20 protein-coding genes are annotated in these 22,777 nt (G+C 63.9%); 11 read left to right on the top strand and 9 right to left on the bottom strand.

What is annotated here, in order from left to right:
- The first annotated feature begins 64 nt into the window (after nt 1-64).
- On the top strand, nt 65-1,345 hold the full coding sequence (purD, locus tag P9217_RS05265) for a phosphoribosylamine--glycine ligase (protein WP_067327824.1): 1,281 nt from the start codon (nt 65-67) through the stop codon (nt 1,343-1,345).
- Between the two features lie 102 nt (nt 1,346-1,447).
- Here the strand turns inward: purD and P9217_RS05260 are convergent, their stop codons facing one another.
- The 6 genes from P9217_RS05260 to P9217_RS05235 all read right to left on the bottom strand — a co-directional run bounded on the left by P9217_RS05260 (nt 1,448) and on the right by P9217_RS05235 (nt 10,429).
- Nucleotides 1,448-2,815 carry an alpha-glucosidase/alpha-galactosidase gene (locus tag P9217_RS05260; RefSeq protein WP_278086480.1) on the bottom strand — a complete coding sequence of 456 codons (1,368 nt, stop codon included), beginning with the start codon at nt 2,813-2,815 and terminating at the stop codon, nt 1,448-1,450.
- Between the two features lie 20 nt (nt 2,816-2,835).
- On the bottom strand, nt 2,836-4,506 hold the full coding sequence (locus P9217_RS05255) for an ABC transporter ATP-binding protein (RefSeq protein ID WP_067327826.1): 1,671 nt from the start codon (nt 4,504-4,506) through the stop codon (nt 2,836-2,838).
- Between the two features lie 10 nt (nt 4,507-4,516).
- Nucleotides 4,517-5,650, bottom strand: coding sequence for an ABC transporter permease (locus tag P9217_RS05250; RefSeq protein ID WP_278086481.1), 1,134 nt, complete (start codon nt 5,648-5,650; stop codon nt 4,517-4,519).
- A complete protein-coding gene (locus P9217_RS05245; RefSeq protein WP_067327828.1) occupies nt 5,651-6,658 on the bottom strand; it encodes an ABC transporter permease in 1,008 nt (335 codons plus the stop codon).
- 111 nt (nt 6,659-6,769) lie between these two features.
- Nucleotides 6,770-8,854, bottom strand: a complete 2,085-nt coding sequence (locus tag P9217_RS05240) for an ABC transporter substrate-binding protein (RefSeq protein WP_278086482.1) — start codon at nt 8,852-8,854, stop codon at nt 6,770-6,772.
- A 108-nt stretch (nt 8,855-8,962) separates the two neighbouring features.
- Nucleotides 8,963-10,429, bottom strand: a complete 1,467-nt coding sequence (locus P9217_RS05235) for an alpha-glucosidase/alpha-galactosidase (RefSeq protein WP_095800900.1) — start codon at nt 10,427-10,429, stop codon at nt 8,963-8,965.
- 251 nt (nt 10,430-10,680) lie between these two features.
- On the opposite strand from P9217_RS05235, the gene P9217_RS05230 reads away from it, so the two are divergent.
- Complete coding sequence (locus P9217_RS05230; protein WP_278086952.1) at nt 10,681-11,523, top strand: AraC family transcriptional regulator; 843 nt, start codon at nt 10,681-10,683, stop codon at nt 11,521-11,523.
- 12 nt (nt 11,524-11,535) lie between these two features.
- On the opposite strand, the gene P9217_RS05225 is transcribed toward P9217_RS05230, so the two are convergent.
- Nucleotides 11,536-12,696 (bottom strand): glycoside hydrolase family 25 protein, encoded by a 1,161-nt coding sequence (locus P9217_RS05225; protein WP_067327832.1) that lies wholly within the window; start codon nt 12,694-12,696, stop codon nt 11,536-11,538.
- 251 nt (nt 12,697-12,947) lie between these two features.
- Between P9217_RS05225 and P9217_RS05220 the strand changes: the two genes are divergently transcribed.
- Both P9217_RS05220 and P9217_RS05215 read left to right on the top strand, forming a co-directional pair.
- Complete coding sequence (locus P9217_RS05220; protein ID WP_278086483.1) at nt 12,948-14,714, top strand: acyl-CoA dehydrogenase; 1,767 nt, start codon at nt 12,948-12,950, stop codon at nt 14,712-14,714.
- 27 nt (nt 14,715-14,741) lie between these two features.
- On the top strand, nt 14,742-15,494 hold the full coding sequence (locus P9217_RS05215; RefSeq protein ID WP_127241113.1) for a crotonase/enoyl-CoA hydratase family protein: 753 nt from the start codon (nt 14,742-14,744) through the stop codon (nt 15,492-15,494).
- 20 nt (nt 15,495-15,514) lie between these two features.
- Here P9217_RS05215 and pdxH read toward each other — a convergent pair whose 3' ends face one another.
- Nucleotides 15,515-16,132 (bottom strand): pyridoxamine 5'-phosphate oxidase, encoded by a 618-nt coding sequence (gene pdxH, locus P9217_RS05210; protein WP_067327835.1) that lies wholly within the window; start codon nt 16,130-16,132, stop codon nt 15,515-15,517.
- A gap of 40 nt (nt 16,133-16,172) precedes the next feature.
- On the opposite strand from pdxH, the gene P9217_RS05205 reads away from it, so the two are divergent.
- From P9217_RS05205 to P9217_RS05190, 4 genes are all read left to right on the top strand, one after another.
- Nucleotides 16,173-16,637 carry an RT0821/Lpp0805 family surface protein gene (locus tag P9217_RS05205; protein ID WP_067327836.1) on the top strand — a complete coding sequence of 155 codons (465 nt, stop codon included), beginning with the start codon at nt 16,173-16,175 and terminating at the stop codon, nt 16,635-16,637.
- 99 nt (nt 16,638-16,736) lie between these two features.
- A complete protein-coding gene (locus P9217_RS05200; protein WP_066998086.1) occupies nt 16,737-17,663 on the top strand; it encodes a DnaJ C-terminal domain-containing protein in 927 nt (308 codons plus the stop codon).
- A 107-nt stretch (nt 17,664-17,770) separates the two neighbouring features.
- Nucleotides 17,771-18,589, top strand: a complete 819-nt coding sequence (gene fabI / locus P9217_RS05195) for an enoyl-ACP reductase FabI (protein ID WP_067327837.1) — start codon at nt 17,771-17,773, stop codon at nt 18,587-18,589.
- 52 nt (nt 18,590-18,641) lie between these two features.
- Complete coding sequence (locus tag P9217_RS05190) at nt 18,642-19,229, top strand: histidine phosphatase family protein (protein ID WP_278086484.1); 588 nt, start codon at nt 18,642-18,644, stop codon at nt 19,227-19,229.
- A gap of 192 nt (nt 19,230-19,421) precedes the next feature.
- On the opposite strand, the gene P9217_RS05185 is transcribed toward P9217_RS05190, so the two are convergent.
- Nucleotides 19,422-19,679: a DUF1344 domain-containing protein gene (locus P9217_RS05185; protein ID WP_095813682.1), complete on the bottom strand. Its 258-nt coding sequence runs from the start codon at nt 19,677-19,679 to the stop codon at nt 19,422-19,424.
- 211 nt (nt 19,680-19,890) lie between these two features.
- Between P9217_RS05185 and aroC the strand changes: the two genes are divergently transcribed.
- From aroC to P9217_RS05170, 3 genes are all read left to right on the top strand, one after another.
- Entirely contained in the window at nt 19,891-21,000 is a 1,110-nt protein-coding gene (gene aroC / locus P9217_RS05180; RefSeq protein ID WP_127241116.1) for a chorismate synthase, read from the top strand.
- Between the two features lie 101 nt (nt 21,001-21,101).
- Nucleotides 21,102-22,202 (top strand): 3,4-dihydroxy-2-butanone-4-phosphate synthase, encoded by a 1,101-nt coding sequence (gene ribB, locus P9217_RS05175; RefSeq protein WP_278086485.1) that lies wholly within the window; start codon nt 21,102-21,104, stop codon nt 22,200-22,202.
- A 32-nt stretch (nt 22,203-22,234) separates the two neighbouring features.
- Entirely contained in the window at nt 22,235-22,771 is a 537-nt protein-coding gene (locus P9217_RS05170; RefSeq protein WP_127241117.1) for a GNAT family N-acetyltransferase, read from the top strand.
- The last annotated feature ends 6 nt before the right edge of the window (nt 22,772-22,777 follow it).

The raw sequence follows: 22,777 nt of genomic DNA, 5'->3' as shown, positions 1-22,777 counted from the left end.
ATGCCTTGACCCGTCGCCCTTGGACCAATAGCGGGTTCGGGGAGACGATCAGCAAGAGGTGGCCATGAACGTTCTTCTTCTCGGCTCCGGCGGCCGCGAACATGCGCTTGCCTGGAAGATCGCCGCGTCGCCGCTGCTGACGAAGCTCTATGCTTCGCCCGGCAATCCCGGCATCGGCCGTTTCGCCGAACTGGTCAAGCTGGACATCGCCGACCACTCCACTGTGGCCGCCTTCTGCCAGGAGAAGAAGATCGACCTCGTCGTGGTCGGTCCGGAAGGGCCGCTGGTGGCTGGCATTGCCGATGATTTGCGCGCCTGGGGCATCCGCGTCTTCGGCCCCTCCAAGGCGGCGGCGCGGCTCGAAGGCTCGAAGGGCTTTACCAAGGATCTTTGCGCCAAGTTCAACATCCCGACCGCAGCCTATGGCCGCTTCGGCGATCTCGCCGCGGCCAAGGCCTATGTCGAAAAGATGGGCGCGCCGATCGTCATCAAGGCTGACGGCCTTGCCGCCGGCAAGGGCGTCACCATCGCCATGAAGCTGGAGGAGGCGCTTGCCGCGCTCGACGCCTGTTTCGACGGCGCTTTTGGCTCCGCCGGCGCCGAGGTCGTCGTCGAGGAATATCTGACCGGCGAGGAGGCGAGCTTCTTCTGCCTCTGCGACGGCGCCACCGCGCTGCCCTTCGGCACCGCGCAGGACCATAAGCGCGTCGGCGACGGCGATACCGGTCCGAACACCGGCGGCATGGGCGCCTATTCGCCGGCGCCGGTGATGACGCCCGAGATGACCGAGCGCACCATGCGCGAGATCATCGAGCCGACGATGCGCGGCATGGCCAATCTCGGCGCGCCTTTCGCCGGCATCCTCTTCGCCGGTTTGATGATCACCGACCAAGGCCCCAAGCTGATCGAGTACAACACCCGCTTCGGCGATCCCGAATGCCAGGTGCTGATGATGCGGCTGAAGGACGACCTGCTCGTCCTGCTCAACGCCGCTGTCGACGGCCAGCTCGCGCACATGTCGGTCCGCTGGAGCGACGACGCGGCCCTGACCGTGGTGATGGCGGCGAGGGGCTATCCCGGCACGCCGGAAAAGGGCTCGGTCATCCGCGGTCTCGACGAGGCCGCCAGCGACGGCGCCGAAATCTTCCACGCGGGCACCGCCATCAATGGCGGCGCGCTCGTCGCCAATGGCGGCCGCGTGCTCAACGTCACCGCAACCGGCGCAACCGTCGGGGAGGCACAAAAAAAGGCCTACGGGGCGACCGATCATATCGACTGGCCGCAGGGTTTCTTCCGCCGCGACATCGGCTGGCGCGCCGTCGAGCGCGAGCAGACCGGCAAATAGGGCATTTCACCGTTTCACGGAAACGGCGAAATCTCCCGTCTATTTGTTTTGACGCAATTTCGGACGGAAAACCGCTTCTCACTTTTCCTGAAATTGCTCTAATCAGGCAGCCTTGCTCTTGCCTGGTCGCGCCCAGGCCGGCAACCAGTCCCCATGCGCTGCAAGCAGGTCGTCGACCAGCGACCAGATCTGATCGAGATCGAGCTCGGCCGCCGTGTGCGGGTCCATCATCGCCGCGTGGTAGATGTGCTCGCGGCTCTCGCTCATCAGCGCCCGCACCGTCAATTCCTGAACATTGATGTTGGTGCGGATCAGCGCCGTCAGCTGCGGCGGCAGCTCGCCGATATAGGTCGGCTGGATGCCGGAAGCATCGACCAGGCACGGCACTTCCGCCGCGCAGTCTAAAGGCAGCGAGGTGATGCAGCCATTGTTGCGGATATTGCCGTAGATGACCGACGGCTCGCCGGTCCACACCGAGTTCATGATCGAGGAGGCATATTCCTTTGACTGCTCGACCTCGATCCGGTCGGCCGAGCGGTAGGCCTCCGCCTGACCCTTCCAGCGTTCGATCTGCTCGATGCACCGCTTCGGATATTCGTCAAGCGGGATGCCGTATTTCTCGATCAGGTCGGGGCGACCTTCCTTGATGAAATAGGGCGTGTATTCGGCGAAATGCTCCGAGCTTTCGGTGACGAAATAGCCGAGCCGGGTCAGCATCTCGTAGCGCACCTTGTTGGGGCAGCGCGGGTTCCAGCCGGGCTTCGGCGCGCGGCCTTCGCGATAGGCGCGGACAAGGTCGGGATAGAGGTCGCGGTAGGAGCCGTCCGGCTGGCGATGCTCGAACTTGAGGTAAAACGCCATGTGGTTGATGCCAGCTGCGCGGTAGCGGATCTCCTCATAGGCAAGGTCGAGGTCGTGCGCCAGCTCCATCGCCGTGCCCTGCACCGAATGGCAGAGCCCAACCTGTTTGATCTGGGGGAATTTCGCGGCGATCGCCCAGGTGTTGATCGCCATTGGGTTGACGTATTGCAGCATGATGGCGTCGGGGCAGACGGCGAGCATGTCCTCGCAGATCCTCCACAGATGCGGCACCGTCCTCAGGCCCCGCATGATGCCGCCGACGCCCAGCGTGTCGGCGATCGTCTGGCGCAGGCCATATCTCTTGGGCACCTCGAAGTCGGTGACGGTGCAGGGCTCGTAACCGCCGATCTGGAAGGCGACGACGACGAAATCGGCACCGGACAGCGCCTTGCGTTGGTCGGAATAGGTCTCGGCCTTCGCCTTCACGCCGAGGGTCGCGATCAGCTTGTTGACGACGATGGCGCTCTCTTCCAGCCGCTGCGGGTTGATGTCCATCAAAGCGATCGTCGCGCCCGACAGCGCCGGGCGCTGCAGCACGTCGCCGACAATGTTCTTCATGAACACCGTCGAGCCGGCGCCGATGAAGGTGATCCTGGGATTTCTTGCCACTGTGAGCCTCCGGAATATGGTCACGCCACGTCGAAAGCGGCCCGGACGAGCCGTTCGGTGTAGGCGGTCTTGGGACTGGTGAGGACCTCGTCTACGGGCCCCTGTTCGACGATCTTGCCGTGCTGCATGACGATCACGCGGTGGCAGAGCGCCCGCACCACCTTGAGGTCGTGCGAGATGAAGAGATAGCTCAAGCCGCGCTCGTCCTGCAGCTTGCGCAGCAGGTCGATGATCTGCGCCTGGACGGAAAGATCGAGCGCCGATGTCGGCTCGTCGAGCAGGATGAATTCCGGCTCCAGTGCGATGGCCCGCGCGATCGCGATGCGCTGCCGCTGGCCGCCCGAAAATTCGTGCGGAAACCGCGACAGGATATCGCCGGGCATGCCGGCGCTGACCAGCGCCTCACGCACCCGCTCGATCCGCTCGCGCCGTGTGGCCCCGATCCTGTTCACGACCAGGCCTTCCTCGATGATCTGGCCGATCGTCATGCGCGGGTTGAGCGAGGAGAACGGATCCTGGAAGACGATCTGCATGCGCGAGCGCAGCGGCCGCATCTCGGCGCGCGTGAGATCCTGGATCGGCTGGCCATCGAAGCGGATCTCGCCGCGCCTCGCGTCGAGCAGCCGAAGCAGCGCCTGACCGAAAGTGGTCTTGCCGGAACCGGATTCGCCGACCAGGCCCAGCGTCTCGTGACGGCAAAGTTTGAGGTCGAGATCGTCGACCGCAACCAGCTCGCGCCAGTCCGGCTTAAGGAACGTGCCGTGCCGCAGCGTGAAGCAGACGCGCACGCCGTTCGCCTCGAGGATCGTGCTGGACTTATCGGGCAGCGGCTTCGGCCGGCCGTGTGGTTCGGATGCGAGCAGCCGCTTTGTGTAGGGATGCTGCGGATCGGCGAAGAGCCGCTCGGTGACGTTATGCTCGCGCATCTCGCCATGCTGCATGACATAGACATAGTCGGAGAACTTGCGCACGACGGTGAGATCGTGCGTGATCAGAACCACCGCCATCCGCATTTCTTTCTGCAGATTGCGGATCAGGTTGAGGATCTGCGCCTGGACGGTGACGTCGAGCGCGGTGGTTGGCTCGTCGGCGATCAGTACATCGGGCTCGTTGGCCAAAGCCATGGCGATCATGACGCGCTGCCGCTGGCCGCCGGAGAGCTGGTGCGGATACTGCTTGAGGCGTGCTTCGGGTTCGGGAATCTGGACATGCCGCAAAAGCTGAAGCGCTCGCGCCCAGGCCTCTTTGCGGCTCACCTTGCGGTGCACCCTGATCGCTTCGACGATCTGGCTGCCGACCGAATAGATCGGGTTGAGCGAGCTCATCGGCTCCTGGAAGATCATCGAGATGCGATTGCCGCGCAGCTTGCGCCGGGCGCTCTCGGCGAATTTCAGGATATTTTGCCCGAGATAGTCGACGCTTGACCTCGGCGATACCGTCGCCCGCCGCGACAAGAGCCCCATGACGGTGCGCGCCGTCACCGATTTGCCGGATCCGGATTCGCCGACGATCGCGATCGTCTCGCCGCGATAGAGCTGGAACGAGACGTTCTTCACCGCCTCGACGAAGCCGTGCTCGACCTTGAAGGCGACTTCGATGTTGCGGGCGTCGATGACCGGCTGGTCCTGGCGTCCGTCATGGTCGAGCCGGACGGCGGGAGCGAAGGATTCGGCAAGCGCGATCGTCGTCATTCCTGCCACCTCAATAGGGATCGACGGCATCGCGCAGGCCGTCGCCCAACGCGTTGAAGGCAAAAACGGTGATCAGCACGAAGCCGACCGGCGACAGAATCCACGGATAGGTGCCGATGACCGAATAGGTCGCGGTGTCCTGCAGCATCAGGCCCCACGAGATCAGCGGCGGCTTCACCGCGAAGCCGAGGAAGCCGAGGAAGGATTCCAGAAGCACCACCGTTGGGATCGCCAGCGTCACGGCGACGATCACATGGCTCATCACATTGGGAAAGATGTGCTGGATGATGATCCGCCGATCGGTGGCGCCCACCGCCATGGCCGCGCGCATATAGTCGATGCGCGCCAGCGCCAGCGTCTTGCCGCGTACCTCGCGCGACATCTGCGCCCAGCCAAGCGCCGACATGACGATGATGACGAAGGCGAGAAAGACATTGGTCGGCGCGGTGACCGGGATCAGCGTCGTCAGCGCCAGGTAAAGCGGCAGTTGCGGGAAGGCGAGCACCAGTTCGACGAAGCGCTGCATCCAGACATCGAACCGGCCGCCGAAATAGCCGGACACCATGCCGACGCTGGTGCCGATCACCGTGATGATGAAGACCACCGTCAGCGCGATCATCAGCGAGACGCGCGAGCCGTAGATGGCGCGCGACAGCACATCGCGGCCGAACTTGTCGGTGCCGAGGAAATGCACCGGCTGGCCGTCTATCGAGCCGAAGAAATGCCGGTTCGCCGGGATGAGGCCGAAGAGTTTGTAGGGAGCGCCCTCGACGAAGAAGCCGAGCAGTCGTGGATGATCGTAATCGGGGCCGACGATCGGCTGGAAGGTCACCGGGTCGAGGTCGGTCGATTCGGCCAGCGCGTAAATCCTTGGCCGCGCGACGAAGTTGCCGTCCTTGTCGTGAAGGCTAGCCACCTGCGGCGGCGCGAAGGCGATATCGGTCGCTTTCGGGTCAAGAGGCGCGAGGAATTCCGCGAACAGGGTCATGAGAAGCAGCAGCACGACCAGGCATAGCCCGGCCATGCCGGTCCAGGAGCGCTTCAGCCGGCGCCAGACAAGCGCGATGTAGCTCTCGTTGCCATGCGCGGCCGGAATCGCGGCTCCTTCGGCGGGTGGCGGGGGCGAGGGATCGCGGGCCAGCATCTAGTGCTCCCCGAACTGGCGCACGCGGGGGTCGAGCAGGACCAGCAGCATGTCGGCGATGATGTTGCCGACGATCAGCGTCGCCGACAGAACCATCATGAAGGTTGCAGTCACATAGACATCGCCCACCGCCATCGAGCCCACGATCGCCGGCCCGACGGTCGGCAGCGCGAAAATGATCGCCGTCTCGATCTCGCCGGTCAGCATGTAGGGCAGCACCACGCCTTGATACATGACCAATGGATGCAGCGCATTGGGCACGGCATGGCGCATCACCACGGCGCCGCCAGTCAGGCCCTTGGCTTTGGCCGTCTCGACATATTGCGCGTTGAGCGTGTCGAGCAGGTTGCCGCGCATGACGCGCATATTGTAGGCGAGCCCGCCGAAGGTCGCGATCGCCACCACCGGCCAGACATGCTTGACCAGGTCGAGGAATTTTGCCCACGACCATGGCGCGCCGCCATATTGCGGCGAGAAGAAGCTGCCGATCTCCGACACGTTGAACTGGAAGACCAGCAGGTAGACGATGATCAGCGCCATCAGGAAGCGCGGCACCGTCATGCCGAGGAAGGAGATGGCCGAGAGCGTCGAGTCGATCCAGGAATACTGGCGGGTCGCCGCCCAAATGCCGAAGCTTATGCCCAGCACCGAGGCGAGCAGGTGGCAGACCAGCGCCAGGAGCAGCGTGCGCGGCAGGCGCTCGCCGACCACGTCCGCCACCGGCCTGTTGTAGTAGAGGCTGTAGCCGAAATCGCCGCGCGTGACGATACCGCCGATCCAGTTGAGATACTGAACGGGCAGCGGCTTATCGAGGCCGTGTTCTTTCCGGTAGGCCTGGGCCTGTGCATCCGCCTCGGCATAGGAGGCGCCGCCCTGGTTGATGAGCTGCGATTTGATGTAGTCGGCATAGTCGCCCGGCGGCGCCTGGATGATGGCGAAGGTGACCAGGCTCAAGATGGCGAGCACGGGAAGCGCCGACGCTATGCGCATGAGCAGGAATCGCAACATGGATGGTCGGCTTCCTTTGCTGGCCGGTCGCGCCTTGGGCGCACCGGAGATTTGGCTTTGTCCGGCCGCGCCAGCTGGCGCGACCGGAGTTCTCTTCGTCAGGGAGGTTAACTAGTTCATCGGCCCCTTGTCTCCGGGCTTGCCGGGAAGCTCGTCGGGGAAGAGCTCATATTTCGCCTGTTTGTCGGCTGCGACGAAGACGCGTTCGCGAATGATCGAATCCTCGGCCCAGTTGAACATGAAGATCGGCGTTCCCTGCGGGATGTTGGAGAAGCGCTTGTTGACGATCAGCGCGCCGGGATATTCGGTTAGCCCGACATTGTAGACGTGCTCGGTCGAGATCTTTTGGAACTTCTTCATCAGGTCGGCGCGCTGGTCGTTGTCCTGCGTCGTGACGAACTTGTTCACGATGTCGACGAGGTCCTTCTCGAACGGCATCAGATCGACTTCGCCGCTTTCAGGCGCGCGATGGTTCCAACTAGTCTTGGGACCGACCGGAGCGAGTTGCTCCGTGTTCTGCACAACGGAGGTGAGCTCCTGGTCATTGCGCCGGATCAGCCAGTCGAAGCGGCCGGAATACTGGATCGCGTCGCGCTGCGTGCCGTTGACCCCGTTGAGCACGACCCTCAGCCCAAGCTTCTCCATCTGCGCCACGACGCCCTCGGCAAGGCTTTTGTCGGTGGTGTAGTCATTGTTGACCAGCATCACGATCTCGACGTTCTTGCCGCCGGCGGTGCCCGCCGGGAAGTTCACGAAGCCGTCGCCGTCGGTATCCTTGAGACCGGCCTTGGCGAGCTCGGCCTTGGCCCCTTGGAGATCGAACGGGTAATAAACCGTCGACTTGCGGTCATAGAAGCTGGTGCCGGAGGAGAAGCCGCCGGGATAGATGGCGGTGAACGGTCCCTTGACCAGCGAGTCGCCGAGCGCCTTGCGGTCGATCGCCATGGTCACGGCCTTGCGGAAATCCTCGTTGCGGTTCAATTCGCGGATCGCTTGGCCTCGCTCGTCCGGGTTGCCCCAGCCATTGGCGGAAAAATTCATACGCAGATTGTAGCCGATGAGCCGCGGACCGAAGGCAAGCCGTGCCGGCGCGTTCTTGTCAGCCGCGCGCTTCAGCGAGGCGACGAAGTTCTCGGGCTGCTCGAGATTGGAGAAGTCGCCCGAGCCTGCGACGGCCTGGACGTCGCGATCTGCCCAGGTCGAGAGCTTGTATTGCAGCTCGTTGAGATAAGGCAGTTGGTTCCCCTTCTCGTCGACCTTCCAGTAGTAAGAATTGCGCCGCATGACGATGATGTCGTCCGGGCGGTATTCGACCGGCACCCAGGCGCCCATCACCGGCATGTTCATGTATTCCGGCGGGAAGGCGTTCTTGAACTGGTCGTAGGTGTTCTTCGAATATTTCGGATGCTGCGGCTTCAAAATGTGCGCCGGGCCGGGGCAGAAGGTGCCGTAGGCCATCGCATAGAGATATTGCCTCGGAAACGCTTCCTTGAACGTCCATTCGACGGTGTAGTCGTCGATCTTCTTGAGCATCGTGCCGACGCCGAAGGTTTCCGGCGTCGCCCCGTTGAGCGGCGACACGTTGGGGTCGACGACCTCGTCGTCCCAGTAGAACATGACGTCGTCGGCGTTGAAGGGCACGCCGTCCGACCATTTGGCGCCTTCGACGAGATGCATGGTGAGCTTGTGGCCGTCTTTCGACCACTCCCAGCTCTTGGCAAGGTTCGGCAGCGGCTCGGTGTCCTTGGCATCGACCTGGAACAGCGGCGCGGTGCGTGTCAGGCATTCGGAAAGCGCGATGTCGATGCCGCCCCAGCCTTGCGTCTGGCCGGCACCGTAGTTCCAGCCTTCCGGCCTGCCGCCGATGACATGGCGCATCGTGTCACCATAGACGCCGATGCCGTCCGGCATGTTGGCGGTCTTGAAGACCAGCGGTTCCTTGGGCAGCCTGTCCTTGAGCGGCGGCAGCTTGCCGGTCTTGACGTATTTCTGCGTCACCCAGTCCGGCTCGTGGTAATCGGGCAGCGCCTTGAACTCCAGGATGGAGTCGCGCGCCACATAATGGATCTTGCCCTCGGCCGGGAATGTCGCCGGCTCCGGCGGGATCGTCGGTTCCGAAGCGAAAGCGGTGAGCGCCGGAATAGAAACGCCGAGCGCCAGTCCGGCGGCAATGCCAATTCTGTGTAAGTTCCTCATTGTCTCCTCCCAAATGTTTTGAACGTCTGCTGCTTGCCCGCCGCTTGATCTTTATTTTGGGGACCGTTTCGGCTGACCTGCCTCCTGCAGGTCCGCCTGCCCGAAATCTCAGCCGGCCTGTTTCAGTGCCGCCTTTTCGGCGCGCAGTTCATCGATCGAGCGGACGTTGCGCCGCGCCGCGCCCGCCCATTCGCGGGTCTTGACCTTCGACTTCGCAAGCCGCTCCTTTGCCGCCGGCACGGCGTCGGCATATTGCGGCAGCCAGGCGGCCTGGGCGACGACCATCTCGTCCACCATCTGCCAGACCTCCTCCGGCGTCGACACCGCGCCGACCAGCGGATCGTGCAGCATGGCGAGCTTCAAGAGATCGATGTCGCCGGCGATCGCGGCATGCACCGACATGCGCTGGACGTTGATCGAGGACATGCAGGTGGCGGCGCATGCCTCGGGCAGTGTGATGCCGGCGGCCATGTTGATGCCGAAGCGATCGACGAAGCCGGGCGACTCGATGATGGCGTCCTGCGGCAGGTTGGTGATCACTCCGTTGTTCTTGACGTTGAAATGGCCACGGTAGACGCGGTTTGTTTCCAGCGCCTCGAGAATGTGGCTGGCATGCTCGTTGGAGCGCCTCGCCGGGTCGATCGGCTTCGACGCCGCTTCGAGGAACTGCGGATACTCGGTTTCGAACCATTTGCGGGTCTCGGTCGAGTAGCGCAGATAGCCGCCGGTCTCGCCATGGATCCAGTCCGACATGTCGATCCAGCGTGTGATCTCGTCGGGGCGCTTGCGGTACCAGGGCAGGTATTCGGACAGATGCCCGTTGCTTTCGGTCGAATACACGCCGAAGCGCTTCAGCACGTCGATGCGCAGCTTCTCCTGCTTCGAATAGACCGGATGCGCTTCGAAGGCGGCGACCAGCTCGTCCTTGCCGATCGCGCGGCCGTTCAGCCTGAGCTCGATGAACCAGGTCTGGTGGTTGATGCCGGAGCAGACATAGTCGAGCTCCCTGGGCGACTTCGCGCCGAGCACCTCGGCGATCTGTTCGGCGCCGTGCTGCACGCCGTGGCAGAGCCCGACCGTGTCGATCTTGCCGTATTCGATCGCGGCCCAGGTGTTCATCGCCATCGGGTTGGCGTAGTTCAGGAACTTGGCGTCGGTCTCGGCGACCTCGCGGATGTCCTTGCAGAAGTCGAGGATCACCGGGATGTTGCGCTGGCCGTAGAGGATGCCGCCGGCGCAGATCGTGTCGCCGACGCATTGGTCGATGCCGTATTTCAGCGGGATGCGGATGTCGTCGGCATAGGCTTCGAGACCGCCGACGCGCACGCAGCTGATGATGTAGCGCGCGCCTTCCAGCGCCTTGCGGCGGTCGGTCGTCGCCGTCACTTTGGTCGGCAGCCCGTTTGCTTCCACGATCCGATCGAGGATCGCCTGGATCATCCCGAGATTGTGCTCGCTGATGTCGGTCAGCGCGAATTCGATGTCCTTGAATTCGGGCACGCAGAGAATGTCGGTGAACAGCTTCTTGGTGAAGCCGACGCTGCCGGCGCCAATAATAGCGATTTTGAAGCTCATCACCTTCACCTCGATCCAATCGAATGTTAGGCAAGGAGCAGCAAGGGAGGATATGGCCGCGCGCCGGCAGGCGCGCTCGCCATGTGGAGCCGGAAATCCAGCTCTTTCTCCTCCCGCCCGCTCCTCGACCGCGGGTCTTTCCCGTTCTTGAGTGAGCCGGATTATGCGCTTATTCGCCGGCGCGGCCAGAGAAGGATTATGCTTTCGAGGGTAATTTTGTGCTGCAGGATCTGATCGCCAATGGAAAGCTAATGCGCACGATCTCGCTGCCGCGCGGGCGCCAGCGCCTGCACGCCATGCCGACCAGCACCGGCTACGAGGTGCGCGAGGACGAGACTTACGACTGGGACGGGCGAAAGCGCGGCCAGATCCCGTTTACCGTGCTCCAGCATACGATCAGCGGCACCGGACAATTGCGCTATGAAAGCCGCAATTACCGCCTGCAGGCGAACGATACGCTGTTGGTGCTGGTGCCGCACAACCATCGCTACTGGCTGGCCAAGGGCGACCGCTGGGAATATTTCTGGATATCGATGAACGGCGAGGAGGCGCTCCGCGTCCACAAGTCGATCCTCAGCGTCTCAGGTCCCGTGTTCCGGCTGCAGCCGGCGACCATCGATCACCTTGCCGATTGCAGCCTGCGCCTGATCAAGGGCGCCGCCTCGCCGGGCGCGGCCTCGGCGATCGCCTATGAGGCGGCGATGGCGCTTTACGACGATGTCTTCGGCTCGCACGCCTTCGCCGAGAAGCAGAGCGCCATGCAGCCGGTCATCGATCACATCAACGCCAATCTCGACAAGCCGCTGCCGGTGGCGGAGCTGGTCGAAATCAGCGGCCTCAGCCGCGCCCATTTCTCGCGCTGCTTCGCCGAGAGCGAAGGATTGCCGCCGGCCGAATTCGTCCTGCAGCAGCGGCTGCAGCGCGCCGCCAAGTTGCTGACCAAGGCCGATTTCCTGCAGGTAAAGGAAGTCGCTGTTCTGTGCGGTTTCGACGACCCGAACTACTTTTCCAAGGTGTTTCGCCGCTGCTACGGCATCACGCCCACACAGTTCCGCACCACCGGCATGTATGCCAGCCTGGGCAATCATCGTTGACGCTGCCGTTGACTACTGCCTGCGGTGGTCGAGCGTCGTCGATGCAGTGCTGACCGGATCGGCGGCCGCGAAGGCGGCGTCGAGCTGTTCGGGCGTGCGCTGTCCGGCCCGTTTCCAGGCGACATATTGCACGATGCCGAAGCTCGGGCGCTGCGGCACGGTCTTGACCACCGGCATGCGGAATCCGTCGCGGAATTTCTCCCAGCGCGCGCCGAGCACCGCGACCATTTCCTCGATGGTCGGCGGCGTCGCCACATCGGCATAGGTGATGGTGACCTTGCCGGCGAGGCCCGCTTCGCGCGGGATCGGCACCGGGATCGAGGCGAGGTAATCCGCCGGCACGTCGATCAGGCCGCCAAAGGCCCATTGCTGGCGCAACGCATCGGCTTTCATCGGCGCGACGCTGACGTCGATGTCGTTGGGCGTGCCCGGCACGCGATAGGGGCAGCTGAAGCGGCCGCAATTCGCCTTTGCCGCGAACTGCCAGAGCGCGTAACCCTGCCAGTTGCCCATCGGGAAATGCACGTCGATGTCCGGCTTGTAGCGCGCATACCAGAGCGGCAACCGCGACAACAGCCGGTAGGTGTAACGGTTGTCGGCGATGTACTGGGCGGTCTTGCCGTTCGAGTAGAGCACCGGGAAGCGGCCGAGGCGGCGATGCACCTGGCGCACGAATTCTTCCGCATCCTCGAGCGACATCCATTGCGTGGGGTCGATGCCCTCGATGTCGAGGGCAATGAGATCGTCCGGCGCCGGCTCGGCGAAATCGATGAAATTGTTGGCTTGCTCGACCGGATTGCCGGGGCGGGCGAGGTGATAGGCGCCCCACTTCAGGCCGAGCGCCTTCGCCACCACCTTGCGTGTCTGGAAAAGCTCGCGCGTCACCGCATGGCGCTTCCACAGCGCCTTGCAGAGCTTCACCTCTGTCTCGTCGCCGAAGCAGAAATAGGGCGGCGGCAGCCCGTCGGACGCCTTGTTGATGAAGCCGACAATGCGCTTGTCGGTGGCAAGCTCAGCCCAATCGATGGAGTTATATTCGTAGGCGTCGATCACCAGCGCGCGGTCGGCATTCTTCCACGGCTCGGAGAAATCCGAGGCCTTTGCCGCCGTGCCCAGCGCAACCGCAGCCGCGAGAAGCGCCAGGCGGCGAAGAGGGCGCGCCGGCTTTTTCAAATCAGGGTGTCCCCACTGACCAGACGACGATCCTGAACCGCTATGGTTAAGGAAGTGCTGTCAAACCGCGAGGTGTTCAGCGCCGGAACAGCGACTGAACCTCTCCGGCCGTGGATGACGGAGTCAACGCTTGCAAAATCCGCGTGTTTGACGTTTACGTAAAAAGAAGGACGCAGGCCAACCCCAAGAATGAATGGCCTCGCTTCGGCTACGCGACTACGGTTGGCCGCACTGGAGGAGAAGCAGCAAACATGTATCGCGCACCGGTCGAGGACATCGCCTTCACGCTGAAGCAGGTAGCCGGCCTGAAGCCGGCGCTGGACGACGGCACCTTCGGCGACCTCGGCGAGGACCTGGTCGACGCGATCCTGGCCGAGGCCGGGCGCTTCGCCAGCGAGGAGGTTGCGCCGCTCTACAAGATCGGCGACGAGCATGGCGCGGTGTTGAAGGGCGCTTCTGTCACCACACCGCCCGGCTGGAAGGAGCTTTACCGGCGCTGGATCGAAGGCGGCTGGAACGCGCTGTCCGGGCCGGCCGAATATGGCGGCCAGGGCTTGCCGACCATGCTAGCCGTCGCCGCGCTCGAGATGTGGAACTCCGCCGCGATGGCCTTCGGCATCGGCCCGACGCTCACCATGGGCGCGGTCGAGGCGCTCGACAAGCACGCCTCCGAGGCGCTCAAGGCCAAATACCTGGCGAAGCTCGTCTCGGGCGAGTGGATGGGCACGATGAACCTGACCGAGTCGCAGGCGGGCTCGGACCTCGCCGCTTTGCGCACGCGTGCCGAGCCTGCCGCCGACGGAACCTACCGCATCTTCGGCCAGAAGATGTTCATCACCTATGGCGAGCACGATTTCACCGACAACATCGTGCATCTGGTGCTGGCGAGGCTGCCCGACGCGCCCGCCGGCACGCGCGGCATCTCGCTCTTCCTGGTGCCGAAGTTCCTGGTCGATGACGATGGCTCGCTCGGCGCCCGCAACGACGTCTTCTGTTCCGGCCTCGAGCACAAGCTCGGCATCCATGCATCGCCGACCTGCACCATGATCTATGGCGACGGTTTTGAGGGCATGAGGCCCGGCGCCATCGGCTGGCTGGTCGGCGAGGAGAACAAAGGGTTGGCCTGCATGTTCACGATGATGAACAACGCTCGTCTCGCGGTGGGCATGCAGGGCGTTGCGGTGGCCGAAACCGCCACGCAGAAGGCGATCGCCTATGCCAATGAGCGCCGGCAGGGCAAGGCATCTGATTATTCAGGGTCCGGCATGGCGCCGATCGTCCGTCACCCGGACGTGCAGCGCAATCTTCTCACAATGCAGGCGCTGACGCAGATCGCGCGTGCTATCGCCTATTCCTGCGCGCACGCCATCGACCGTGCCCGTGTCGCCGAGGGCGAGGCCGCCGCTAACTGGCGCGACCGCGCCAATCTCTTGACGCCGCTGGCAAAAGCCTTTTCGACCGATGTCGGCGTCGAGGTCGCTTCGCTGGGGATCCAGGTGCATGGCGGCATGGGCTTCATCGAGGAGACGGGCGCGGCGCCGCTCTATCGCGACGCCCGCATCGCGCCGATCTATGAAGGCACCAACGGCATCCAGGCGATCGACCTCGTCTCGCGAAAACTGCCGCTCGGCGGCGGCGCGCACGTGCATCGCTATATCGGCGAATTGAAAGCGATGGCCGATGCGGTGCGCACCTCCAACATCGAAGGTTTTGGCCGCACCGCCGACAATCTCGATCGCGCGCTTGCCGATCTCGACGAGGCAACGCGCTTCTTGCAAAGGCTGTTGGCCGACGGCAAGGCCGATGCCGCGATGGCCGGCGCCACGCCCTATCTGCGCCTAATCTCGCTCGCCGCCGGCGGCGCTTATTTGGCGCAAGGCGGCCTAGCCGACCGCGGCCGCGTCGCGCTTTGCCGCTTCTTTGCCGAGAACCTCCTAGGCGAGACGCGCGCGCTCAAGGAGCGCGTCATCGACGGCGCCGAAAGCCTCGCCGCCGCCGGCAAGGCGCTGATCGCCTGAACAGTCAGTCAGCCGAAGGAACCGACCGTGACCGACCATATCCTCATCGAGCGCTGGGGCGCCGTGCAGATCATCCGTATGAATCGGCCGGACAAGAAGAACGCGCTGACGCGTGCCATGTATGCGAAAATGTCGGCCGCCCTTTCTGAAGGGGATGCCGACCCGACCGTTCGCGTCCATGTCTTTCTCGGGGTGCCCGGTGCCTTTTCTTCCGGCAACGACCTTGCGGACTTCCTGGTGATCGCCACCGGCGGCGAGGGGGGGAATGAGGTGTGGGATTTCCTGATGGCGCTGGCCAAGGCGGAGAAGCCGATGGTCTCGGGTGTCGATGGCATAGCGGTGGGCATCGGCACCACGCTCAATCTGCATTGCGACCTGACCTTCGCCACGCCGCGAACGCTCTTCCGCACGCCCTTCGTCGACCTCGGCCTCGTGCCGGAGGCCGGCTCGAGCCTGCTCGCGCCGCAGGTCCTCGGCCGCCAGGGCGCCTTCGCGCTGCTCGGTCTCGGCGAAGGTTTTTCGGCTGAGCGCGCCAAGGCCGCCGGCCTGATCTACGATGTGGTCGCGGAAGACGAGCTGGAAGGCGCGGTGCTGGCTGCGGCGGCCGAGATCGCCGCCAAGCCGCCGCAGGCGCTTAAGATTGCCCGCGATCTGATGCGTGAGCCGCGCAAGGAAATCGTCGCCCGCATCAAGGTCGAGAGCGAGCATTTCCGCGAGCGGCTGAAGTCCGACGAGGCGCGCGCGGCGTTGACCGCCTTCATGACCCGCAAGAAAGGCTGAACTCTTCGCTCTCGGCGATCTCAGGGGTAGAGCCGCGTCTTGTCCCAGCCGCCGGCGTCGTTTCTCGAGAACACGATGCGGTCATGCAGCCGGAACGGGCGGTCGTGCCAGAACTCGATCGTCTGCGGCAGGATGCGGAAGCCCGACCAGTGTTTCGGCCGGGGGATTTCGCCGATCGCATAGCGCGCCGTGTATTCGGCCACCGCCTTCTCCAGCGCGAAACGGCTTTCCAGCGGCCGCGACTGTTTGGAGGCCCAGGCGCCGATGCGGCTGCCGCGCGGCCGCGTCGCATAATAGGCGTCAGCCTCGGCGTCGCTGACGATCTCCACCGGCCCGCGCACGCGCACCTGGCGGCGCAGCGATTTCCAGTGGAAGCACATCGCCGCCTTCATGCTGCCAAGAATCTCGCGGCCCTTGGCGCTCTCGAAATTCGTGTAGAAGACAAATCCCCTTTCGTCGAACCCCTTGAGCAGCACCATCCGCACATCCGGCATGCCGTCGGCGTCGACGGTTGCCAACGCAACGCCGTTGGGGTCGTTGATCTCGCTCTTGACGGCGTCGTCCAGCCACTCGGCAAACAGCCGGAACGGCTCCAAAGCCTCGGCGAAGTCACCGCTTGTTAACTCGCTTTCGTTCATAGTTTTCCAAATTTTTAACGTTGCGGGAGGAGTTCGCCGATTGTCGCGTATCGCGCAAGCTTTTGACAGCGGGCAATGGAGCGTTATTGCTTCGGCCAGCGCCAAGGCTGCGTTGCTGACATTGGCGCTTCCGCTCGCGGCCTGTGGCGCCGGCGGCTTCAGCCTCGAGAAGGCGGAGGTTGACCGCTCGATCATCACCTCCAGCGCGCCGTCCGCGCCCGCCGTGCCGGCAAGCAGCGACAACGACTCGGACCAGACCACGATCGGCAATGCGGTGTCTTCCGCCGACATCCAGGAGCTCGGCGGCCAGGCGGTGCCATGGGCCAATGCCGGCACCGGCTCCCGCGGCTCGATCACCGAGCTGGTGGAACTCAAGGATGGCGGCTTGACCTGCCGCCGCTTCAACGCGACGCGGGAAAGTTTCGACGGCGTCGCCATGTATCAGGGCGAGCTGTGCATTGCCGACGCCGGAGGCTGGCGCATGCAGGAGTTCAAGGCGCTCTAATTTCAATCGCCATCGGCATCTTGCACCACTGGAATTTCTTCCTATGCGAGCGCATATAGAAGGCAACTGTGGACCCAATCTCTCTTTCAGGCAGGAAGCATGCGCGACCCCTATGAGGTGCTGGGCGTTGCCAAGAACGCCTCGGCCAAGGAAATAAAATCGGCGTACCGCAAGCTCGCCAAGCAGCATCATCCGGACCAGAATCCGAATGATCCGAAGGCGAAAGAGCGTTTTGCGGCCGCCAACCAGGCCTATGAGATCGTCGGCGACGAGAAGCGCCGCGCAGCTTACGATCGCGGCGAGATCGACGCCGACGGCAAGCCGAGATTCCAGGGCTTCGAGGGCGCGGCCGGTGGCGATCCGTTTGCCGGATTCCGCCGTCAGCAGGGCCCCGGCGGGGCGCATTTCGAATTCCGCACCGGTCGTCCGGGCGGCGATCCTTTCGACGGCAACAGCGACATCTTCAGCCAGATCTTCGGCGAGGCCTTTTCGGGTGGGCGCGGTCCAGGCCGTGGCGACCGTCGCCAGCCGGTCCAGGCGCCTGACCTCAATGTCACGCTGGACATCACCGTCGAAGAGGCCGCCACCGCGGAGAAGGTGACGGCGATGTTCCCTGACGGCCGCAAGATGGCGGTCAAGCTTCCCACCTATGTCGAGGAGGGCCAGACCATCCGCCTGAAGGGTCAGGGCGAGCAGGGGCCCGGCCAGCCGGGCGACGCGCTGGTCAAGATCCACATTCGCCGCCATCCGCGCTATCGCATCGAGGGCCGCGACCTGCATGTCGACCTGCCTATCGAACTCGCCGACGCGGTGCTCGGCGCCAAGGTGGCCGTCGAGACGCCGACCGGCAAGCTCGCGGTCAACGTTCCCGCATGGTCGAGCTCGGACAAGGTGTTGCGCCTGAAGGGCAGGGGCCTGCCGGAAAAAGTAGGTGGCCATGGCGATCTCTACGCCCATGTGCGGCTGATGCTGCCGGAGGGTGGAGACGCCGATCTCGAAGCCCTGATGCGCAAGCGGAAAGGCTGATCGAAGCGGTTTTCTCCTCAAGCCAGTCTGTTTTCGACGCTTGAAGGGGCCCTGTGCCTGTGCGATAGGGCTCCACAAAGCAGACATTCTTGCGGAGAATTGCGCACATGGCGGGTGGACAGGGCCTGATGGCCGGTAAGCGAGGCCTCATCCTTGGCGTCGCAAACAATCGGTCGATCGCTTTCGGCATCGCCAAGGCTTGCGTCGATCACGGCGCCGAAATCGCGCTGACCTATCAGGGCGAGGCGTTCAAGAAGCGCGTCGAGCCGCTGGCGGCGGAACTCAACGCGCATGTCGCCGGCCATTGCGACGTGACCGATCCGGAAAGCCTGGACGCAGTCTTTGCCGACATCGCCAAGCACTGGGGCAAGCTCGACTTCCTCGTCCATGCCATCGCCTTCTCGGACAAGGACGAGCTGACCGGCCGTTATGTCGAGACGACGCGCGATAATTTCCTGCGCACCATGGATATTTCGGTGTTTTCCTTCACCACCATCGCCAAGCGCGCCGAGCCGCTGATGAGCGAAGGCGGCTCGCTGCTGACGCTGACCTATTACGGCGCCGAGAAGGTTATGCCTCACTACAACGTCATGGGCGTCGCCAAGGCGGCGCTCGAGGCCAGCGTGCGCTATCTGGCCGTCGACCTCGGCTCCAAGAAGATCCGCGTCAACGCCATCTCGGCCGGCCCGATCAAGACCCTTGCCGCCTCCGGCATCGGCGACTTCCGCTACATCCTCAAATGGAACGAGTACAACGCGCCGCTTAAGCAGACGGTGACGCAGGAAGAAGTCGGCGATTCCGGCGTCTACTTCCTGTCGGACCTGTCGCGCGGCGTGACCGGCGAGGTCCATCACGTCGATTCCGGCTACCATGTGGTCGGCATGAAGGCGGTCGACGCGCCCGACATCTCGACCGTCAAGGACTAGTTCTCTCCGCCTGTCTATTCGTCCAGGCCCTGGCCCGACCTCCGGAGACCTGATGTACCCGCTCGTCTACATCGCCCGCCACGGCCAGACGCAGTGGAACGCCGAGGGTCGGCTGCAGGGGCAGGCAGACACCGATATCAACGAACTTGGCCGCGAGCAGGCGACGCAAAACGGCCGACGGTTGGTGGACCTTATCGGAAACGCCGCGGATTTCGATTTTGTCGCCAGCCCGATGCGCCGCACGCGTGAGACGATGGAACTGATGCGCGCGGCGATGGGTCTCGACCCGCTCGCCTATCGCACCGATCCGCGCTTGGTGGAGCTAAGCTTCGGCGACTGGCAGGGTTTCACCTTTGCCGAACTCGAAAGGCGTGTCCCGGGTTCGACCAAAAGCCGCCGCGCCGCGAAGTGGGATTTCCAGCCGCCCGGCGAGGGCGCCGAAAGCTACGAGATGCTGCTCGAGCGGATAAAACCCTGGTTCGACGCGCTTCGCCAGCCGACCGTCTGCGTCACCCATGGCGGGGTCATGCGCTGCTTCTTCCGCTTCGTCACCGGCATTTCCAAGCAGGAAGCCGCCAGCCTCGACATGCCGCAGGACCGCCTGCTACGGCTCGAGGGGCGCAGCCTGGAGTGGCTGTAGGGCCTGCATTTTAGGCCGTGTGTTGGAGGTCGGCCGAAGGCCTCGAACGTCGCCGTCCTGGAATCTGCGTTGCGTCGCTGCGCCCCTTGCTTCGCTCCAGGATGACGAAGCGTTCGGCGCTCCGGACAATTGCCAAGGTGTCCTCTACCAACGCACTGCGCCGTCCGCCAAGACCTCGCAGCGCAGATGATTCTAGTCGCTGTCCGGCAGCTGCATATCGGTCACGACATTCTCGCCATTGGTCACGTCGTAGGCGATGACGATATCCATGCCGGGCTTCAGCGCGTCGAGATCGGTTTCGGCGTTGAGCTTGTAGGACTTTCCGTCGTCCAGCGTCAGCGTCAGCGTGTCCTTGTCGACCTTCTTGATCAAGCCTTCGGTCTGGCCGGCGAACGCGGCGGCGGTGGAAATGAGCAACATGGCGCAGGCGGCGCCAATCAGGGTACGCATCGTCGTCCTCTTTGGTCATTGCGCCGGCATGAGCAACGGCGGATCCTCAACGGCGGATGGAAGAGAGCAGAAACCAACCGAATGTGTCAAAACTAAATCCTCCAGATCACAGATTGATGCATCCGATCACCGTTTGACCGCTGTGGAAAACGCCAATAGAAGGCATGCTTGAACCGGCGAACCGGGTCCGCGCCGGGCAGGGCGTTTTTCCATGTCTCACAACACCTTCGGCCATCTTTTCCGCGTCACCACCTGGGGTGAAAGCCATGGCGCCGCGCTTGGCTGCGTTGTCGACGGCTGCCCGCCCGGGATCCGCTTCAAGCGCGAGGACATCCAGGCCGAGCTCGACCGGCGCCGCCCGGGCCAGTCGCGCTTCGTCACCCAGCGCCGCGAGCCGGACGAGGTCAAGATCCTCTCCGGCTTCATCCTCGACGAGGACGGCGAGACGATGATCACCACCGGCACGCCGATCTCGATGCTGATCGAGAATGTGGATCAGCGCTCCAAGGATTACGGCGAGATCGCCCGCCAGTACCGGCCGGGCCATGCCGATTACACCTATGAGGTCAAATACGGGTTGCGCGACCATCGCGGCGGCGGCCGCTCCTCGGCGCGCGAGACGGCAGCCAGAGTGGCGGCCGGCGCGCTGGCACGCAAGGTGGTGCCGGGCATGGTGGTGCGCGGCGCCCTGGTCTCGATGGGTGAAAAGTCGATCGATCGCGCCAATTGGAACTGGAATTTCATCGGCGATGCGGAAAACCCGTTTTTCACCCCCGACCCGGCTTCGGTTCCGGTCTTTGCCGCCTATCTCGACGGCATTCGCAAGGCCGGCTCGTCGGTCGGCGCGGTGATCGAGATCGTCGCCGAAGGTGTGCCGGCGGGCCTCGGCGCGCCGATCTATGCCAAGCTCGACCAGGACATCGCCTCCGGCCTGATGTCGATCAACGCCGTCAAGGGCGTCGAGATCGGCAACGGCTTCGAAGCCGCCCGCATCACCGGCGAACAGAATGCCGACGAGATGCGGATCGGCAATGACGGCAAGCCGGTGTTTTTGTCCAACAATGCCGGCGGCATCCTCGGCGGCATCTCGACCGGCCAGGCGATCGTCGCACGCTTCGCCGTCAAGCCGACCTCCTCGATCCTGACGCCTCGGAAATCGATCGACAAGGACGGCAAGGACGTCGAGGTCATGACCAAGGGCCGCCACGATCCCTGCGTCGGCATCCGCGCCGTGCCGATCGGCGAGGCCATGGTTGCCTGCGCGATTGCGGATCATTATCTGCGCCATAGAGGACAGACGGGAAGGGGAGGAGGGCAGTAAGGCAGCAGGAGAGTATGTTACGTCGCATTCGGCGACGCCAAACTTTTTCCGTTCCCCTACTCCCTTACCGCCCTATTCCCCAATGGAGCTAGCGAGCGTCCATGCCATACGACCAGAAGAAGATCGTCGAAGCGATCCGCGCTTTCGAGCGCGGCGAGATCGTCGTCGTCATGGACGATGATGGGCGCGAGAACGAGGGCGACCTGATCGTTGCCGCCGTCCACTGCACGCCGGAAAAGATGGCCTTCATCGTCCGCAACACCTCCGGCATCGTCTGCACGCCGATGCTGCGCGAGGACGCAAGGAGGCTAAACCTTGCGCCCATGGTGGCCGACAATGATTCCGCCCACACCACGGCTTTCACCGTCAGCGTCGACTTCAAGCACGGCACCACGACGGGTATTTCGGCGGACGACCGCACGCTCACCGTGCGTAACCTCGCCAATGGCAATGTTGGTGCCTCCGACTTCGTGCGGCCCGGCCACATCTTCCCGCTGATCGCGCGCGAAGGCGGTGTCTTGATGCGCTCGGGCCATACGGAAGCCGCGGTCGACCTGTGCAAACTCGCCGGGCTGCCGCCGATCGGCGTCATCTCCGAACTGGTCAACGACGACGGCTCCGTCAAGCGTGGACCTGAGGTGCAGGCTTTCGCCGCGCAGCACGGGCTGAAGCAGGTTTCGGTCGCCGATCTCATCGCCTATCGCCAGCGCAAGGAAACGCTGGTCGAGCGCGTCGCCTGCTCCGACATCGAGACGCCCGGCGGCAAGGCGCAGGTCTTCACCTACACGCTGCCCTGGGATTCCATGCACCATGTCGCGGTCGTCTTCGGCGACATCCGCGACGGCGAGGAGGTGCCGGTGCGGCTGCATTCGGAAGACGTCGTCACCGACGTCTTCGGCACCAGCCACCGCTTGGACCACATCATGAAGGCGATGGGCGAGCGCAAGCGTGGCGTCATCGTCTACCTGCGCGAAGGCTCGGTCGGCGTCGCCCATCAGGAGCGCAAGCGGCCACAAAGCGGCGACCGCGAGGATCACGAAGAGGCGCGCCGGCGCGAGAACGAGTGGCGCGAGATAGGGCTCGGAGCGCAGATCCTCAAGGATCTCGGCATCTCCTCGATCAACCTGATCGCCTCGCGCGAGCGCCACTATGTCGGGCTCGAAGGATTCGGCATTCACATCGCCAAGACGGAAATTCTCTGACGTTTCGGCCGACAGGGCGACGGAGAAAAACGATGGCCGCGCCATTGCCTGTCAGCCAGCGGACCGAACGACTGCTGCTGCGCCGGCCCAAACAGGCGGATCTGGAGTTTCTGGCCGATCTTTTCTCGCGCCCCGAACTGGTGGCGCATCGCCCCGACCCGACGCCGGACACGCCGCAGCAGAGTGCCGCGAGGCTCGCTCGCGACATCGATCATTGGGACAGGCGCGGATTTGGTCGCTGGGCGGTCGAAGCCAATGAGAAACTGATCGGCTTCGGCGGCGTCACCTTATCGAGCGATTTCGATGGGCTGAACCTGTCCTATCATCTTCACCCCGAGACCTGGGGGCATGGCTACGCGACGGAACTGGTCCGGGGGAGCTTGCACGCGGCTTTCGGCCCCTTGCGCGCCGGTCGGGTGATCGCACTGGCGCGTCCCGCCAATCCGGCATCGCGGCGCGTGCTGGAGAAATGCGGCTTCGTCTTCGAGCGGGAGATCATGCTCCATGGCGCGCCGACGGGGCTTTACGCATTCCCGTCGGCGAAGTTCGTTCGACAGCAGGACGTATAGCCAGCC

The organism is Mesorhizobium sp. WSM4989 (assembly GCF_029625795.1).
Lineage (GTDB): Bacteria > Pseudomonadota > Alphaproteobacteria > Rhizobiales > Rhizobiaceae > Mesorhizobium.
This window is presented reverse-complemented; position numbering and strand designations above follow the sequence as displayed.